Origin of the sequence: Lysinibacillus sp. NPDC097868, from assembly GCF_044761135.1 — a bacterium.
In the GTDB taxonomy this organism is placed as follows: Bacteria; Bacillota; Bacilli; order Bacillales_A; family Planococcaceae; genus Lysinibacillus.
On record NZ_JBIWBS010000003.1, the window covers coordinates 237,642 to 256,373 of the forward strand.

Annotated in this window: 16 protein-coding genes; 2 read left to right on the forward strand and 14 right to left on the reverse strand. The window is 36.2% G+C overall.

All coding sequences use genetic code 11. From position 1 onward, the window contains the following. Positions 1–104: 104 nt before the first annotated feature. The 7 genes from ACIQXJ_RS17935 to ACIQXJ_RS17965 all read right to left on the reverse strand — a co-directional run bounded on the left by ACIQXJ_RS17935 (position 105) and on the right by ACIQXJ_RS17965 (position 9,024). The gene (locus ACIQXJ_RS17935; protein ID WP_403055975.1) at positions 105–1,880 is read right to left on the reverse strand and encodes an aminopeptidase P family protein; all 1,776 of its coding nucleotides are present in this window, start codon (positions 1,878–1,880) and stop codon (positions 105–107) included. After that, positions 1,870–2,985 carry an ethanolamine utilization protein EutH gene (gene eutH, locus ACIQXJ_RS17940; protein ID WP_403055972.1) on the reverse strand — a complete coding sequence of 372 codons (1,116 nt, stop codon included), beginning with the start codon at positions 2,983–2,985 and terminating at the stop codon, positions 1,870–1,872. Before eutH ends, ACIQXJ_RS17935 begins: the two co-directional genes overlap by 11 nt. 40 nt (positions 2,986–3,025) lie before the next feature. Continuing rightward, on the reverse strand, positions 3,026–3,604 hold the full coding sequence (locus tag ACIQXJ_RS17945; RefSeq protein ID WP_403055969.1) for a helix-turn-helix domain-containing protein: 579 nt from the start codon (positions 3,602–3,604) through the stop codon (positions 3,026–3,028). Positions 3,605–3,903: 299 nt separating this feature from the next. After that, positions 3,904–4,866: a 2-hydroxyacid dehydrogenase gene (locus ACIQXJ_RS17950; protein WP_403055966.1), complete on the reverse strand. Its 963-nt coding sequence runs from the start codon at positions 4,864–4,866 to the stop codon at positions 3,904–3,906. 364 nt (positions 4,867–5,230) lie between these two features. After that, positions 5,231–6,523 carry a protoglobin domain-containing protein gene (locus ACIQXJ_RS17955; RefSeq protein WP_401011044.1) on the reverse strand — a complete coding sequence of 431 codons (1,293 nt, stop codon included), beginning with the start codon at positions 6,521–6,523 and terminating at the stop codon, positions 5,231–5,233. 298 nt (positions 6,524–6,821) lie between these two features. After that, positions 6,822–7,655 carry an undecaprenyl-diphosphate phosphatase gene (locus ACIQXJ_RS17960; RefSeq protein ID WP_340821147.1) on the reverse strand — a complete coding sequence of 278 codons (834 nt, stop codon included), beginning with the start codon at positions 7,653–7,655 and terminating at the stop codon, positions 6,822–6,824. 289 nt (positions 7,656–7,944) lie between these two features. Continuing rightward, a complete protein-coding gene (locus tag ACIQXJ_RS17965) occupies positions 7,945–9,024 on the reverse strand; it encodes a metallophosphoesterase (RefSeq protein WP_403055962.1) in 1,080 nt (359 codons plus the stop codon). Positions 9,025–9,183: 159 nt separating this feature from the next. Between ACIQXJ_RS17965 and ACIQXJ_RS17970 the strand changes: the two genes are divergently transcribed. Next, on the forward strand, positions 9,184–10,332 hold the full coding sequence (locus ACIQXJ_RS17970) for an acyl-CoA dehydrogenase family protein (protein WP_403055959.1): 1,149 nt from the start codon (positions 9,184–9,186) through the stop codon (positions 10,330–10,332). A gap of 373 nt (positions 10,333–10,705) precedes the next feature. Here ACIQXJ_RS17970 and ACIQXJ_RS17975 read toward each other — a convergent pair whose 3' ends face one another. The 4 genes from ACIQXJ_RS17975 to ACIQXJ_RS17990 form a co-directional block, all read right to left on the reverse strand. Further along, positions 10,706–12,892 (reverse strand): histidine kinase dimerization/phospho-acceptor domain-containing protein, encoded by a 2,187-nt coding sequence (locus ACIQXJ_RS17975; protein WP_403055956.1) that lies wholly within the window; start codon positions 12,890–12,892, stop codon positions 10,706–10,708. A 15-nt stretch (positions 12,893–12,907) separates the two neighbouring features. After that, positions 12,908–13,063, reverse strand: coding sequence for a hypothetical protein (locus ACIQXJ_RS17980; protein ID WP_340821151.1), 156 nt, complete (start codon positions 13,061–13,063; stop codon positions 12,908–12,910). Beyond that, positions 13,041–13,733 carry a response regulator transcription factor gene (locus ACIQXJ_RS17985; protein ID WP_340821152.1) on the reverse strand — a complete coding sequence of 231 codons (693 nt, stop codon included), beginning with the start codon at positions 13,731–13,733 and terminating at the stop codon, positions 13,041–13,043. The genes ACIQXJ_RS17980 and ACIQXJ_RS17985 overlap by 23 nt, the downstream gene beginning before the upstream one ends. Positions 13,734–13,842: 109 nt before the next feature. Further along, positions 13,843–14,700 carry a DMT family transporter gene (locus ACIQXJ_RS17990; RefSeq protein WP_403055953.1) on the reverse strand — a complete coding sequence of 286 codons (858 nt, stop codon included), beginning with the start codon at positions 14,698–14,700 and terminating at the stop codon, positions 13,843–13,845. A 157-nt stretch (positions 14,701–14,857) separates the two neighbouring features. Here ACIQXJ_RS17990 and ACIQXJ_RS17995 point away from each other — a divergent pair, with 157 nt between their 5' ends. Next, on the forward strand, positions 14,858–15,088 hold the full coding sequence (locus ACIQXJ_RS17995) for a MerR family transcriptional regulator (RefSeq protein ID WP_401011056.1): 231 nt from the start codon (positions 14,858–14,860) through the stop codon (positions 15,086–15,088). 62 nt (positions 15,089–15,150) lie between these two features. Here ACIQXJ_RS17995 and ACIQXJ_RS18000 read toward each other — a convergent pair whose 3' ends face one another. The 3 genes from ACIQXJ_RS18000 to ACIQXJ_RS18010 all read right to left on the reverse strand — a co-directional run bounded on the left by ACIQXJ_RS18000 (position 15,151) and on the right by ACIQXJ_RS18010 (position 18,648). Continuing rightward, positions 15,151–16,137: a homoserine dehydrogenase gene (locus ACIQXJ_RS18000; RefSeq protein ID WP_403055950.1), complete on the reverse strand. Its 987-nt coding sequence runs from the start codon at positions 16,135–16,137 to the stop codon at positions 15,151–15,153. 418 nt (positions 16,138–16,555) lie between these two features. Beyond that, a complete protein-coding gene (locus ACIQXJ_RS18005) occupies positions 16,556–16,942 on the reverse strand; it encodes a hypothetical protein (protein WP_403055947.1) in 387 nt (128 codons plus the stop codon). A 404-nt stretch (positions 16,943–17,346) separates the two neighbouring features. Then, on the reverse strand, positions 17,347–18,648 hold the full coding sequence (locus tag ACIQXJ_RS18010; RefSeq protein ID WP_340821156.1) for an O-acetylhomoserine aminocarboxypropyltransferase/cysteine synthase family protein: 1,302 nt from the start codon (positions 18,646–18,648) through the stop codon (positions 17,347–17,349). Between the last annotated feature and the right edge of the window lie 84 nt (positions 18,649–18,732).

An 18,732-nucleotide genomic window follows, 5' to 3' on the forward strand; every position in this document is an offset into this window, starting at 1 on the left:
CGTGCATTTTTTCCTTGGCTAGCATAGAAATTGTTTGAGTGCCTGGCACCCATCACGAATCTGCTTGTGCTTAAGGTCAATATTGTTTTTTCCGCCATACCTTATTATATTTCTCTCGTTTCTTCCTTTAACCATGCACTCTCTTCTTCATTTAAATAAGGAGCTAGCTTTGTGTAAACTTCTTGATGATAATCGTTTAACCATTGCTTTTCACTCTCTGTTAACATATCTTTATTGATACCCGCTAAATCAATAGGACAATATGTAACTGCTTCAAACTTCATAAATTGACCAAATTCTGTTTTCTCGTCTTCCACTACTAACATCATATTTTCAATTCTAATTCCATATTTACCTTCAAGATATATTCCTGGTTCATTCGTAACAATCATGCCTTTTTCTAATGTAACATGATTAGTATTTCGAATGCTTTGTGGTCCTTCATGAACATTCAGGAAAAAACCTACCCCATGTCCTGTCCCACATTTATAATCCAAACCATACTGCCAAATTGGTTGTCTTGCCAAAACATCTAAGTTAGAGCCTGTTGCTCCGTATAAATATTTTACTGAGCTTAATGCAATAAAGCCTTTTAACACTAAAGTAAAATCTCTTTTTTGTTCTTCAGTAAGTTTTCCTAAAACAATTGTTCGTGTAATATCTGTTGTTCCATCATAATACTGTCCGCCTGAATCAATTAAAAATAGACCTTCATTGTTAAGAGTATGTTGCGATTGTTGATTAGCTTTATAATGCATCATCGCTGCATGTTCTTTATAACCTGCAATCGTATCAAAGCTAGGTCCGACAAAACCTTCCTGTTCACTTCTGAAATCTTCTAATTTTTCTTCTGCTGTAATCTCTGTAATTTCTTCTTTATCAACAAAGTATTTTAGCCACTTTATAAATTTAACCATAGCTAAACCATCTTTTATTTCACACCATTTTAAATTTTTTATCTCGACGTCATTTTTAATCGCTTTTAAATGCGTCGTAATGTTAGGACTTTCAATTTTCTTTGTTTTTTGATTAATGGCATTAAATAATCTGATATTTGTTTTATTTGGATCTAAAATAACGACATCTTCGTGCGAAAGATTTTCCAAGAATGTTTGTATTTCATCATTCTCTCTTACTTCAATTCCTTCTGCCTCTAGTTCCGATTTAACCAAAGCGGGAACCTTGCACGAATCAATAAATAAATAACATGTATGTTCCGCTACGATTACATTGGCTATGGCAACTGGATTGTTTGGCACATCGTTACCTCTTATATTTAAAAGCCACGCAATATCATCAAGGGAAGTTAAAATATAATAATTTGCCCCTTTATTTTTCATTTCTGCTCTTACTTCATTTAATTTCTCTGCTCGTGACTTCCCTGCATAGTTTACGTCATGCGCAAAAATCGAACCTTTAGGAATGTCCGGTCTATCTTCCCACAGATCACCAATTAAATCTTGATCCATTTTTAATAAGATTCCTTTTGCTCTTAGATCTTCTTCCATCTTTTTAACCATATCTATTGAAAAAACATTCCCATCAAAGCCAACAACACTTCCTTCATTCAGAACATCTGCTAGCCATTCTGAATAAAATGGTACCCCTGGATCTACCATTCTAAATAATCTAATTCCCGAGTCCTCAAGCTGCTTTTCAGCTTGAATATAGTATCTGCCATCGGTCCATAATCCAGCATCATTTAACGTAATAACTACAGTACCTGCAGATCCTGTAAATCCTGATATCCATTCTCTACATTTCCAATGGTCTGCTATATACTCACTTTGATGTGCATCAAAACTTGGAATTATATAAGCATCCATTTGATTTTCTTGCATTAGCTCTCTTAGCTTTTCGACTCTATTTCTAATATTCATTACTAATACCTCCATTGTTCTTAAGACTAAATTTTTTATTTTCACGATCATACAGCCATAAGGCTAGTACTATACTCATTAAGCCTGCTGTAAGCTTCGAAACTATAAACGCACCTAACATTTCTGGGGCTACTTCTGACACATATCCAAATTGGCCACCAAATACAAATGCTCCACTTACTCCAAAGGCAGTACATACCACTTTTCCTTTAGGATTCATATCCTTGTATGTGCCAAATATTAATAAATTGCTAGCTAAATTTCCGATAATGCCTGCTACCGCCGCAGAATTAATGCCAAATTTCTTCCCTATTTTTTTAAACCTATTTTTAAATATTAGATTAATCAGTTCTAGCATAGGATATGCACCAGCTAAAATAAATGCGATTTTGCCTACTATAACCATAGATTCAGATAGAGGCGCTAATCCTGAAACAAGCTTTACACCAAATATCACATCTACACCTTGTAAAAGTAATCCTACAGCACTTAGACTCATTATAAGCTTTCCAAATACATTAAAAACTTTTATAAACACATGAGGAGCTTTTAATAATCCAACCCCTAAAATAATGGCAAAAACAAATATAGGTACCAGATTCCATACTAATAGATTGATATTTATTTTTTGCCATAAACCTGCTGCAAGGCATCCTATGGGTATCGTAATAATTCCAACCAAAACACCTTTTGAAAAAAATTTTTCATCTTCTTTCGAAAGCATTCCTAAAGCGACAGGAATTGAAAAACTAATTGTGGCTCCTAAAGTAGAAGCAATGATAATTCCTGAGAATGCTCCCATTTCCTTTGTCATTGCTAGCTTCTCAGCCAGTTGATATCCCCCCATATCTACCGCTAAAAATGCTGCAGGAATGATAGAGGGATCTAAATGAAATACTTGACATATTGGAATAATCTTAGCGGATAAAAAATTTGCTAGTATAGGTGCTAAAGAAAGTATTCCTATCATACCAAGCCCTAAAGCCCCCATGGTTTTTATGCCTTCCTCAAATTTCCGACCCAATTTTAAATGATTACCGGTAATATAATCAATACCTCCGATTACAAAAAATGAGCCAATTAGGAGCAATACAAATTTATCCATTTTTATTTTCACTTTCTATTAACTTTATTTAACGTTTTGACTAATCCGAAGCTATATTATTTAACCCACTATTATAGAAATTAGGCGTATTAACAGCTATGAGCTTAACCTTTTTATTAGTATAATTTGCCCAATTGTGAGCGATATTTGAGTCCATATGAATACTATCACCAGGATACACTTCATAGCTCTTACCATTTATGTAAACCGTTAATATACCCTCTAAAACATAAATGAACTCTTCTCCCTCATGCTTATAGGATAATACTTCTTCATCTTTCTTTTGAGGTAGTATTTCGATAAGCCTAGGTACAAGTTGTTTATTTTCCAAGTTTGTACTTAAACTATACTTAATAAAGCCACCTTCTACGGCGTCTAATATTTCTTGTTCATAACTCCTTAAAACGATATCTTTCTTTTTATGTGGATAATCAAAAAAATGTGTTAAGTGTACTTCCAAAATCTCAGCTAATTTTTCAAGTGAATCAACTGCTATAGTAGTAAGACCTCTTTCTAATTGAGACAAAAACCCAACAGAAAGTTCGCTTTTTTCACTTAACTCTTTCAAAGTAATTCCTTTTTCAGTTCTTAATTTCTTTATTTCCATCCCTATATTCATTACTTCACCTCCTCTAAATTTCATAATTGTGAATAATATAATATATTTCAGCTAAATATTCAATGTATTATGAAATAAATTCACTTATATGAATTTCTTCATGTTTTTATTGCTCTCAATAAGTCCAAAGTATTACCCCATCTAGTACAAAAAAAGACGCTCGATCCATTAGATCTTGCGCCTACGTTGTTCAATATTAAAATTAGAAAACTATCCTATTGTGACTACCTCAACTAAAGTTAAAGTAGACTTCTATTGGAGGTCGCTCGCATAAGAGGAAACACCCCTTTAATATTTGTTTAGTCAATTCTATTCGATATTGGCTTACCCTCTCCATATGCCATTAGTGCATTGACATTGAGCATTAGCATAGCAGTTCTTGTTTTTAATGAGGCACTACCGATATGCGGAAGCGCAACGACATTTGGTAAGGTTAACAGTGGATGGTCCAATGCTACTGGCTCATGTTCAAAAACGTCTAGCCCTGCAGCCCATAGCTTGCCATTTTTCAACGTGTCATAAAGGGCATTCTCATCAATAATTCCTCCACGAGAGGCATTGATCAATACTGCATCTTCCTGCATTAAGGCAAGCTCCTTCGCGCCAATTAAACCAACTGTATCGCTATTATAAGGGGTCATTATAACAACAAAATCAGATTTCGTTAAAAGCTCCTCTAGGGATGCATAACGGAAGCCATACATTTCTTCCGCTTCATGGCGACGTCTGCGGTTATGATATAAAACTTTCATATCAAAGCCCTTCGCACGTCTCGCAACAGCCTGCCCGATACGTCCCATGCCAATAATGCCAATAGTAGCACCCGATACATCCTTACCAACTAATTGCATTGGGTACCAGCTTTTCCAATTACCATCACGTAAATAACGCTCGCTTTCTGGTATTCTACGTGCTGTTGCTAACAATAAGCCGAATACTAAATCAGCTGTCGTATTTGTTAATACGCCTGGAGTATTTGTAGCCATTATGCCTCTTTTGCGCAACGCTGGTACATCAATATTGTTAAAACCAACTGCTAGATTTGTCACTAGTTTTAAATTGGGGGCGTGTTTTAGTAATTCTTCGTCAACTTGGTCTGCAATCGTTACCCACAATACTTCACAATCCGCTACTGCTGCTATAAGTTTGTCTCGCGGAATAACGATTTCTTCCTCCTCCCATTGTTCTATATCATAATGCTCCTCTAAAGGCTCAACAAACTGAGCCGGAAATTTTCGTGTAATAAACAATTTCTTTTTCATATTCCAACACCCCTTTGAGTCAATTCCCCATTTTGCCTTTAGCGTAACACTAATATGCTAACGTCACAAGCAAGCTTTTATATTCAATATTTCCATTTTGCACGATAAAAAAATACGGTTTTCTGGTTTTTTTAAATCTATCCTTCCTATCAGTAATTTTATCCTTCAGTTATGGGATTTTATCCTTTTTTAAACTTCTCTACCCTCTATTTCAACAATTTTATCCATAAAAAAACTATGCAACTTTTATGTGCATAGTTCAGAGTTATGAGAACAGTCATCAAGAAGTTCAAGGTTACCGCTTACGTTGTGGTGAGCCCAAAAGCGTCTCACGCACTCTTTTTAAGTACTATTTTCCAATAAATTAGAAATCTTTAATCGTCGTATCAAGACGACTTGCAACTCGTTCTAATTCCTCCGAAGATTCGCCAATGGATTCAATTACATTTGCCAACTCAGTTATTTGACTTCCGACATTTTGAAAGTTTACGATAGAGCCCTCAACAGAGCCAGATATCGCATCAAATGCTTTTAATGAGTTCAAATTTTGCTCGATACTATTATTTACGAGCTCTTGAATTTCTTGAATTGCCTGAACAACATGTTTCGTAATCCCATTGGACATACCGATCAGATCTGCAATTTGTTCCACTGATTCTTTCGTTTGATCTGCTAACTTACGTACCTCATCGGCTACTACTGCAAAACCTTTTCCATGTTCCCCAGCTCGTGCAGCTTCAATTGCTGAATTCAATGCTAGTAAATTAGTTTGTCCAGAAATGCTTTTCACCATCTCGATTACTTTATTAATTTTTGAAGAGGAATGGTTTAACTCCTCTACCATTATCGCCATCTCAGCAGTCTTATCATTAATTTTTCCAGTTTGCTCATTTAATAATACTATTTTCGAATAGCCTTCAGATGAAACCTTTTGCATCGTCTTAGCTTCATCAATACTTTCCTTTAAGTAAGCATCTACTTGCTTCGTACTAGAAATAAGCTCCATCACCGATTCATTTGTTTCATGAGACTGGGCTTCTAACTGCGTCGAAATTCCACCAACTATATCTTTTACATGTGCACGGATACTGCTTCGTTGCTCTTCTACTATAGAATTAGAGTAATTGTTATACTCCTCCAAAACAATTTGCTGTTCAAAATTACACATTTTACTAATAGCATCACATAGCTTTTCTTCTTCCTCTTTTGATAAATGCAAATTATAGACGATTTTCCGCAAAGATTTTTCTAGGTTTTGAAACGCAGCTAGATACCATTTCGGATATAAATTAATCTTTACATGCATTTTTCCCACACTCCGACGCTTTTCTAAAAAGTTGTCATCGATTTTCCCTTCAAACATTTCAATTATATGATGACGAAGTGTTTGGCGAAGGCGCTCACTCGAACTGTGCTTTTGAATAACATCTCGTAAAGTTGGTACACTCTCTACTGCTTTATAAAATGTTTCGACCACTTCCACAACACTTTGCTCAACATATGGCTTTAAACTTTTTATTAACTGTAAATCTTGTTTTGTCAGATTGACGAGTTGTAGCTGTAGCAGACGTTCTTGATCTTGAATAGTTACACCTGTATTTGACACATCATGCATAACAATTGTATTTTGCTTAGGTCTATTCCTAAATTGAAACATCTTTCCACCCCATAAAGTAATATATTGTGCCATTCTATTTTTTTCCTATGCAACTTATCTATAATTGATTATAAAGTGTATTGATTAATAGATACAATAGTTCAGTAAAAATTATCTACTACACCACCTATTGACACTCATTATCATCGATTTTATAATTCTTTTTATCTATATAACCATTGTTTTTTTGCCAATAATTAGATAATAGTAACACTTTCACATTCACTAACTTAATGAATAGCTCTGTCTCTACAAAAAAAATCACTCATTATTGTGACAAATGAGTGACTTTTTTCATTTACATAAAAATAATAATACTTAGTATAGCAGCTAATACCAAACGATAAATCGCAAATGGCATTAGTTTTACTTTTGAGATAAGAGCTAAGAAAAACTTAATGGATAGTAATGCAAATACAAATGAACTAATAAAACCAACTACATAAAATCCTAAATAATCCATTGAAAGGGTATCCCAGTTTTTCAATACAGATACAAGGCTTGCACCTGCCATTATTGGAACAGCCATAATAAACGTGAAATCAGCAGCTACTCGGTGACTAATCCCGAAAAGGACACCACCTGAAATAGTTGCACCCGAACGAGAAAATCCTGGCCATAAAGATAAACACTGTACTAAACCTACTTTAAACGCCATGCCATAAGAAATATCATCTAATGATTCGACTTTAGGTTTTCTTGGTGCAAATTTATCGGCAGCAATCATTAAAATTGCACCTGCTACTAATGCATAAATAACATGCTCTACTTTAAATAAATGATCGTCAATAAAATCTTTAAACGCAAATCCTAATACAACTGCTGGTAACATACCAACAATTACATGCATTAAGTTAAAGCGACCTTTCATTGATCGTGATTGTCCACTAATATTATATAGACCCACGAGGCTTAGCATACGCTTCCACATGACCACTACGACCGCTAATATCGATCCTAACTGAACAACGATTTTAAAAGTATTAGCCGGATACTTTCCTAAAAACTCCTCTGTCTTTAACCACATATCATCCACAATAATCATATGACCTGTAGAAGATACTGGTGCAAACTCTGTCATTCCTTCGACAAAGCCTAAAATAAGTGCCTTCAACAATTCTATTATATCCACATTGTCACCTTACCTTTTAACTTTATTCTTCTTTTGTTCTATGTGTGGAAAATGAAGCTTCTACAATAGACACCAATCGTGAGGTAACTTTCATAGACTTCCTAGTAACTCATACGAAAGCTAGCTTCAGTTGGAGACAGTCAGCCTTTATGTTGAATAAAGCTGCTGTATACTTCTTTCACAATCCAAATTAACTTTAATGATGACGATAACATCAAATACTTGACCATAATCGTTTTTGCACACACCAACTTATTATAAGCTACTCTTTTTTCATATACTACCTCTTTTACTGAAAAGTAATATCAACAACCCATAGCTCAGAACGACTACCTATACGCATTGGTGGTCCCCAAAATCCAAAGCCTGATGAAACAAGTGTATGCATTTGTCCCTTCATCTTATAACCATAATCCAACTCAAAAACACGTGCGGTAATATACTGATTAGGCCATAATTGCCCTTTATGTGTATGACCAGACATATGGAGATCTACCCCTGCATGCGCCGGTGTTACCAAATCATCCGGTGTATGATTCATAACAAACCAAGGCAAATGATCTTTCAATTTTATAGCATCGAGTTGTTGTCTTTCTTTATTCGTAATATCTTCTTGGCCCGTTACTATAAACGCATTGCCTACCCGAATTGTTTCATCTCGTAAAATTTCCACACCAGCTTTTTTCATTTCCTCTACAAATTCAGGAATTTTCTTTCCATAATATTCATGATTACCAAGCACACCATATACACCATAAGTAGCCGTAAGCTGTTTCATCACATCAGCCATTCCCTCTTGAACAAACCATTTTGGGTCATCATCAACAATGTCTCCTGCTAAAAAAACAACATCTGGCTTCGCTTCATTCGATAAATTTACAAAACGTTGTAAATGCTTTTTATTTGATAACACACCTAAATGAAAATCGGAAGCAATAACAACCCGCATCGACGATAACTCACTATCTTTTTTATCCATTGTAATGTCTAAATTACGTACAACTGGAGAATATGCTAGATACGTACCGACAACCCACAGTACAAAGAACGCACCAATAGCCAAACTTCCAATAATGCGAAGATTATTGAATGGCGTTAGCCACATAACAATTTGTACTGTTAAACATAACAATAAACCATATTCGAATATAAACATCCAATAATTACCGATCACAGAAAATACTCGTAAAGATTCATGTATCCTTCCTATAAGAACACTAAAGGAAACGATATAAAGTAACAGCCAATATAAAACCGGATAGTAAAACCAATTCATTGCGACAAGCCACTGCTTTAAGCCCCACCCTAAATAGAACGTTAAAGCGCTATATATACCTAAAAAAAGAACGCCCATGCTTATTTTTGCCATATACTGGTCCTCTACTTTCATATATTCATAGTGATTATAGCATTACAGATGAAAATCGTATTTTTAAAAGCTCTTTTATTTTAGACAATATTTCAGTAACATTATAGATGTACTAGAAAATTTATGCATAAACGAGCAAATAAAGGGGTGTTGTCTCAGATGGGGAAGTATAAATTTGAATCCATAGAACATGAGTTATTCCGCAAAACGTTCCGTAAGTTTTTAGCAGAAGAAGCTGAAGTACATTATAATCAGTGGGAAAAAGATCACCTTATTCCGCTGGATTTTTGGCGTAAGCTTGGACAATTAGGTTATCTATGTCCACAAGTGGAAGAACAATATGGAGGTCTCGGGTTAGATTTTAGCTTTGGTGTCATTATCCAAGAAGAATTAGAGCGCGTAGGTTCCAGCCTTATCGGTGTCGGTTTGCATAATGATATCGTTGTCCCTTACATTGAGGCATATGGGACAGACAAACAAAAATCACGCTGGCTCCCTAAATGTGTCACAGGTGAAACTATTACAGCCATTGCAATGACAGAGCCAGGAACAGGCTCCGACTTAGCGAATATACAAACGACTGCTATTCGAGATGGCGATCATTATATAGTTAATGGTCAAAAGACCTTTATTACGAATGGAATTCATGCAAATTTAGTCGTTGTCGCGGTAAAAACGAACCCCCATGCTGAGAAAATACATCGAGGAATTAGCCTTCTCGTTATTGAGGCAGGAACACCAGGCTTTACGAAGGGGCGTAAACTTGAAAAAGTAGGCATGCATGCGCAAGATACGGCCGAACTATTTTTTGAGGATTGTCGGGTTCCAGTAGAAAATTTATTAGGTGAGGAAGGAAAAGGCTTCACTTACATGATGGAAAAGCTTCAGCAGGAGCGTCTAGCTGTAGCAGTCGCAGCCCAGTCTGCAGCCGAAGATATGCTCGCTTTAACAATTGATTATGTTAAATCACGTCAGGCTTTCGGAAAATCCATTAGTGACTTCCAAAATACACAATTTAAAATTGCTGAAATGGCAACAAAAGTAGAACTTGGGAAAACATTTTTAGAATCTTTAATCGAAGAACATATTGCTGGAAAAGAAGTTGTCACAAAGGTTTCTATGGCGAAATACTGGATTACTGAAAATGCTCGAGAGATATCTACTCAGTGCATGCAGTTGCATGGTGGCTACGGATATATGGAGGAATATAAAATTGCACGACGTTATCGTGATATTCCGGTAATGTCTATATACGCTGGCACAAATGAAGTGATGAAAATGATTATTGCAAAAAATGTAGGGCTATAAAAAGCATTGTCGCTGCGAGGAATTGCGACTTGAACAAAAGGAAAAAGTGTTAGATTGCTTTAATCAATCTAACACTTTTTCTCTGCCGTTGTTGTCCGCTACGACGGACGCTTTCCGCGGGCACACCGTAAGCCGCAACCCTCGCTAACGCGCGGTTTGTTGCGTCTTACGCAGCGTGCGTTCCCGCAGGAGTCGCCGCCTCCGCTCCCAACAACTAGTGTTCACTTCTAACCTTTATTGATTGCTAAGGATAGAAATGCTGTGTTTTCATTCATTCTATATAGCAGAAATTCACATTAGCTTTACCGTGCTTTTGGGAAAGTAAGTTTCTTGAACGGAAAGTTTAAACAGCGGCAAATTTTGCCGCTGCTTCTTACACTGCTGGTATTCGAACGATTACTTTAAATAAATCTCCATCTACATCTATGCTCATACGTGCTCCATGCAAATCTACAATAGATTGTGCAATGGCTAAACCTAACCCTGAGCCCTCTGTATGACGTGAAGCATCTGCTCTCTTAAAGCGTTCAAATAATTCATCAGCATTTTCGCTTATTTCATATTTCGCAACATTTTTCACAGTGAATTCAGCATCACCGTTAGTCGTTCTTTTTAACGTAACATAAACTCGTGTACCTTCTAAGGCATATTTCAATACATTGACAATTAAATTATCGATAAGTCTCCACCATTTTTGTCCATCAACATAAGCGTAAATAGGATCATTAGACATCGTCATGCGCAAATCTAAGCGTGCTTTACTTAAATCTTCTTCATGCTCTCCTACCGCCTGCTGAACAAGCTGTGTTACATCTACACGACTTCGATGAAGCTCAATATTGCCACTCGCCATTTTGGATACTTCAAACAGATCCTCAATTAATACTTTTAAACGGTCTGATTTTTTATCGAGAATATGAATATACTGCTTACGCTCCTCTTCCGTAATATCCGGATTTTTCAGTAAATCTGTATACGTAATTATAGATGTTAGCGGGGTACGTAAATCATGGCTAACATTTGTAATTAACTCTGTTTTTAAACGTTCACTCTTTGCCTGTTCATGCATTGATGTGCGAACACCTTCGCGTAGATGATTAAGATTTTCTGCATGGGCTGCTAGCGGGGATTTCCCCTTTACTTTCACATCTCGATTTAGGCGCCCTTCTGCCATATCCTTTGTATCCTTCATAATGCGATTTAAATAGCCCATTTTAGAAAGGAAGACAATCATTGCTGGAATGCCGACAATCGTACATATTCCAAATACTAGAACTGGGAATCCGCCCCACATCATACTGGCAACAAGACTACCACCACCAAAAAAGGCAGCTGCGACCAAGACAATTGAGTGTAAAGCGATCGATCGATTTAAAAATAAATCAGTCATTGATTCCCCTATTCCCCACAGATAACTTTCCTGTACATTTTCACTTAGTTTTTTCACTGTATTTACGCGATCATACAACCAAATAACTTGCACAAAAAATGCAACACCAATAATAATTAAAACTAATACTTTAAATACAAAGTCAATTAAAAATCGTACATAATTGTATTGATACGTATATTCAATTGCTTCGAATGCAATATGTGAAGAAAACCAGTATATACAACCTGTAATGAACAGTAATACTATTTGGATATCAATGCGTAGCTTGGCTAAAGATTCTTTTTCCTTTAAGCTGCCTATAGTAGGAAGTAATTCTTTACGTCCTTTCCAAGCAAAGAATGCTGCTATTAGACTTGTAAGCCAAATAACAAAAAACATGTATTGATTGCGTTTAAATTGGTCATACCCATCCATTATCGCTGCAGATTGTGCAGCTCTTTTAGAGATAGTAATTGTTCCTGTGTATTCACTCGTTTCATTTAATACGTCGGATTCAATGTACACATCGGAACCGTATAACAAATGACTTGAATTGTTACTGATGCTACCCGTTCTTAGCGGAGGGTGTACATATGTTATTTTGTATACATTACTGTCAGTAATATCTCCGGATTGATAAGTTTCTCCAGTTTCAACATTCGTTAATTCATAAGACAAATAGTTATAGTTTTTCGCAAAATCTTTTGCTTCATCTTTTACCGCTTTTATATATTTATCGATGAGCGCACCCTTTTGCGCCGCAATTTTCTTCCGAACATATTCATCATCTTCAAAGTTTTTCGTAATATCTTTTATTTTGGCATCTCGCTCATTTTCAAGCTTTGTTTTTAATTCGTTGGCATTATTATCAGCAGCTTCTTGAATCTTCTCTTCATATTGACTCTTTATATTATCAATTTGTGTGCCTAGTGAGCCATAATAATTGCGGTGTTCCTCAATTTCATTTTCTGAAACTGTAATCTTGCTCTTCAATTCCTCAGCAGTTGGTAAATTAAGCACTAACGGCCCTAGCTCCGATTGAAAATTATCCAGTTCATTTTGAAAATTCCCGGATTGAAAATACGATTTCCCTACATATTGATAGCCAATTTTAGAAAACGTAAATACACCGAAAATAAACCATGTTAAACAAATAAGTGCAAGTAGAGGCTTCCAAATTTTCATCATGTTTTCAACTCCCCTCTAAAAAATTTTTTCAAAAAATTGTAGCATTTCGGAGGAGCGGGAATTTACCATTTTATATGCATAAATACCGAAATAAACGAGACCGATAACACCTGCCACAAATCCTGCTATCGTTACATACTTCTCTATTTTATTTTTCCATTTTATAGCCAACGCCCCATACCACCTTTAAATAACGTGGATTTTTCGGATCTGCTTCAATTTTTTCACGTATTTTCCGAATGTGAACTGCTACAATATTTTCTGCATTGTAAGCTTCCTCATTCCATACACGTTCATAAATTTCTCGAATCGAAAAAACACGTCCTGCATTTTTCATTAGTAATTCTGTAATTTTATATTCAATTGGCGTTAAACGAACAGGTTCGCCTTCCAACACTACTTCCTTAGCATCTTCATCTAGCACTAAACCATCAATTTCTACCTTTGCTGCGCCGTCATTATACGTCCCAAGTTGTACATAACGACGCAATTGTGATTTAACACGCGCCAACAGCTCTAATGGATGAAATGGTTTCGTTACGTAATCATCAGCTCCAACGGATAAGCCATGAATCTTGTCACCATCTTCAGCTTTCGCACTAAGCATTATAATTGGAATGTTGCGTTCTGCTCTAATTTTAAACGTCGCCGTAATACCATCCATATTTGGCATCATAATATCTAAAATAATTAAATGTACTTCATTATTTTCCAGCTTTTCAAGTGCTTCTACACCGTCTGCTGCCTTAATGACATGATAACCTTCATTTTTTAAGTAAATTTCAATACCATCACGAATATCTTGATCATCGTCTGTTACAAGAACTGTTAACTTCGTCATGATATACACCTCGCTCTCAACTAATAGTCTACATATAAAATCTTAAAAACCAACTAGGATAAAAATGAAGAATTTCTTAAGCTTTTACCATTTTCCATGCTTACTATTTCTATTTTTTCCTCCCTGCAAATGTAAGAACCACAATGCCACCAAGTAGCATTACAACACCAAACCAAGATGTTATACTTAAATGCTCGCCAACTAGCACTACGCCTAACATTGCTGCAGTTAAGGGCTCCGCAAGGGACAAAGTTACAGCAGATGACGAGCTAATTTTCTGAAGACCACTTAAAAACAATAAATACGCTATGCTTGTACACATAACGCCCATAAAAAGCATTGTCCATAAGTTTTGTGTATCTGATAGCCAGCTAAATCCACTGCCAATTGAAAACGGTAGTAATAATAGTGCACAAATCGAAAATGTCATAGCAACTGCAGGTAATGCTTCCTGCTGTGCCATTAGTTTTTTACTTATATTTGTATATACTGCGAAAGAAACACCCGCACAAATGGCTAGCCCTATGCCACCCATATGTATAGTTCCATCTCCATTATTAATAAACAATAGAATACATCCTGTAATTGTCATAACGGTTGCGACGCCCCATACTTTTGTTGGTCGCGTTTTCAAAAGTAGCCACTCCAGCACGCCTGAAAACATCGGGGCACTACCAATTGTCACAACAGTGCCAATCGCTACGCCTGTTAGACGGATAGATGTAAAAAAAAGACCTTGGAATAAAGCAATACTTGCCGCCGCCAATATTGTCCATTTCCAGGACCATGTTCGAAAAGTAATTTTACGTAACAACACTACTACAACTAATAATAAACCACCACCAATTGCTGAGCGAATAGTTGCCACTGCAAACGGCGATACGCCATTATCTAAAAAAGTTTGTGCTGTCCCTGTCATTCCCCATAAAATAGCTGCTAGAAGTACAAAAAAATATGGATAAACCAATGCTGATACCCTCCTAACCTTTAACACTATTACTGTTAACTATACAGATTTATCCAAAATCAAACAATTCCCAACTTACTTTCCTTACATACAATTCATTATTATGTTTTCTATAACAGAGGAGGTATAATAATAACATTAAAAGGAGCGACCGTTTATGTATAAAACTATTGAAGAAACAGCCCTGGAACTTGGCATGCCTGAGGAGCAGATACTACGACTTGTTTATGAAGGACGCATCCGTTCAATTTATGATGGGGATCAAATATTGATTAATAGTGGACAATTTAGTACCTATTTTGAACAGCTAGAACGGATAAAAGAAGAAATAGAAATTTGGCGTAACACACCTATTCCTGAAGATATTGACGTGAAGGACGAAGACTAAACTTTAAAAGTGCCAGGCACTCAAACAATTCAAAATTGTTTGAGTGCCTGGCACCTACTTAACTAAATACTTACTACAAATCCTGCACGTTTTCCGATAATCTCAGCGTAGTCCTCAACCATCACACTTGCCGTTGGGTACATGCCTGCGCCTGGACCTACTAATGTTAATGTACCAATATAATTCGTTTCAAGCGCAACCGCATTATTAACGTCATCAACCGGATAAAGCGGATGCTCTTTATCTACTAATTGTGGACCAACCTTTGCTACCACTTTACCATTTGTAAGTTTCTCCACTTCAGCTACATGGCGATAACGTAAGCCCTTTTCACAAGCATCCTTTACCTGTTCAGCTGAGATACAGTCAATGCCAATTACTTCGACGTCAGCCCAATCTGGTTGCTCACCAAATGCTAATGCGCTTAAAATCATTAGCTTTTTAAAGGCATCTTGACCAGATACATCATTATACGGGTCAGCTTCTGCGTAACCTAAGTTTTGCGCCTCTTTTAAAGCTTTCTCAAAGGACCAGCCCTGTGCGCGCATTTTTGTTAAAATATAATTTGATGTTCCATTCAACACACCTTGAATACGGCTTACATCATTTACAAGCAAAATATTTTTCATCGTTTTAATAACAGGCACGCCGCCTGCCGTTGTTGCTTCGAAGCCCACGAATACACCATTTGACTTTGCAAGCTCTTGTAACTCTAAGCCACGTTTTGCAAACATCACTTTGTTTGCTGTAATTACATGACACTTATGTTCAACTGCACGCTTTAAATAACCAAATGCCGGTTCTTCATTGACAATTGCTTCAAATACAACTTGCATGCCAGGCTCCGCTAAAACCTCATCCATACTTGTTGTTAATAAATGAGCAGTACCTGGAACACGTTCACGACTAGTATCCGTTACTAATATTTTTGCTACTACCAATTCAATGCCTAATTTCCGTTTCAGTTCTTCACGCTTTTCATTCAATATATGATAGATACCTTGACCTACAGTTCCAAATCCTAAGATTGCTGCCTTTATAGTTGCCATACTTGTTATTCCCTCCAACGTACATTTCTCCAGTTTTATATATAAATAAAGTCTGTGCCTACAAGCACATATTCAAATAATTCAAAATTTAACCTAAAGAAAATTGTAACGCAAATAAATACATTGCACAAGAAAAATCTTTCTAGGATGGACAATTGTTTTCTCTAGGAGTGCAAAAGAAATCGGTTTCATTGCCTTTATTATACGTTTTATTAATAAATCTATAATTTTTGAACAACTTTTGACGAATTCTTTTAAAAAAAGAAATGCCTTTCTTCTATTATATATGTATGAAGATACCCGTTATAGAATAAGCTGTTTTTGAAAAGCAGTAACTAATTCCACAAGTAACGTGAAACGCAACAAAAAGCTCATTCCCTATAGCAGTAGAGAATGAGCTAAAAAATATAAGGGAAAGTTAACTTGCTTGTAAAAATAATCGATAACGATATTGCGCTAAAGCTGATTGCACTAGCATTACTTCTTCTTGTGTAAAGTTTGGTACTGCATATGTGCGTTCAATTAATTGAAAGGATCCGTATTTTAAATAATATTCTGTCGCCGGTAATGCAATATGACTTATACCGTAAGCATCATACTCTTCAAAAACTTCTTTAACTACATAGCCCTCTTCATTAGCATATACGACTTCTTCAAAAGCACTATGTCCAAAAGTTTGTTGCCATTTTGTTTCAACTGTCGAAAGTAAGTTTTGAATGGATAGGTTGTTCACAAAATGATGACTTTCATTTAATTCATAAATTATATAAGCTGTTACATTTTGTGCCCGATAAATATTTCCCATTTATAACACTCCTTTTCGATCAGTTTTTTAAAGCGAGCATAGCTACTGGCTATGTAGCTAAACTCTTTTCATATATTCAAAAGTGGGGGAGCACTTATGAAAACAAATTGATTGTTACCGCCTAAACAGAAGCGGCATTTAGAATTACGTAACCTCGACACTCTTTAAAATTGTTCTAGGTTGGTAGCCATTCGAACATTTAACTTAATCCCTAGTATATAGCATGGTTTTAATCAAGTCAACAATACTTATAAAAATACTAGGTATTATTTATAGGAAATTTCAGATAACTTACCAAATGAGGTAATGATTGATGTAGCAACGTTATACGCATTACCAAATGAGGCATTTCGAATGAGAAAATACGTTAACGCTACGACATGAATCTAATTTATCAATTTATGTTAAGCTTCTACTTTTTGTTCAGTAGGTGTTACTTGTGCAATTGCTTGTTCTAAGTCTGCAATTATATCCTCAACTGCCTCTAAACCGATTGATAAGCGAATGAGCGACTCGGATACGCCAGTTTGGATTAATTCCTCAGCAGATAATTGTTGATGGGTTGTAGATGCTGGGTGAATAATTAACGATTTTGCATCTCCAACGTTTGCTACATGTGAGAATAGTTTCACGCTGTCTATTAACTGACGACCTGCTTCTCGTCCACCTTTAATGCCAAATGTAAGCACTGAACCGAAGCCATTTTTCAAGTATTTCTTCGCTAAGTCATGGGAAGCAAAATCCTCTAATCCATTATAGTTTACATATTCCACGGATGGGTGGTTACGTAAATATTCAGCAACTGCTAACGCATTTTCATTGTGTTTAGGAATACGCAAATGAAGCGTTTCTAAACCTTGTAGTAAGTTAAAGGCAGCATCAGCACTTAATGTTGGGCCAAAATCACGTAGTAATTGCACACGCAGTTTTGTGGCAAATGCAGCCGCTGCAGTATCAATTCCGTATCGTAATCCATGATAAGATGTGTCTGGCTCTGTAAATCTAGGGAATCTACCTTGTGTCCAATCAAATTTCCCAGCATCTACAACTACGCCACCTAAAGTTGTACCATGACCGCCAATCCATTTTGTCGCTGAGTGAACAACTATATCTGCACCGAAGTCGATTGGCGTTGCGCCATATGGTGAAGCAAATGTGCTATCAATAATTAAAGGCAAGCCATTTTCATGTGCAATCGTTGCTACTGCTTCAACATCTAAAACCTTTAAACTTGGATTGCCGTAAATTTCAGCAAACACTGCTTTTGTGTTTTCATTAATCGCAGATCGGAAGTTCTCAGGGTTTGTTTCATCTACAAAAATTGTTTTAATACCGTAGTTTGGTAGTGTATTTGCTAATAAGTTATATGTTCCTCCGTATAAAGAGCTTGCTGCTACGATTTCATCCCCTGCACTTGCTAGATTTAAAATTGAAAATGCGATAGCTGCTGCACCTGATGAAAGTGCTACTGCTGCTGTACCGCCTTCCAATAAAGCGACGCGTTTTTCAAAAACATCTACAGTTGGATTTGTAATACGTGTGTAAATATTGCCCGCTTCTTCTAATGCAAAAAGACGTTGCGCATGAGCAGTGTCTTTAAATACGAAAGCTGTTGAACGGTACACTGGTACAGTTCGAGAGCCTGTCACTGGGTCTGGCTCTTGACCACCGTGTAATAGTAATGTTTCTGGTTTGAAATTCGACATATTTTCTTCCTCCTTAATGGTTTTACGATGGTACCGGAGATGAGGAGGATTTATGTGTAGAAAACAAAAACCCTCTTCAGTTAA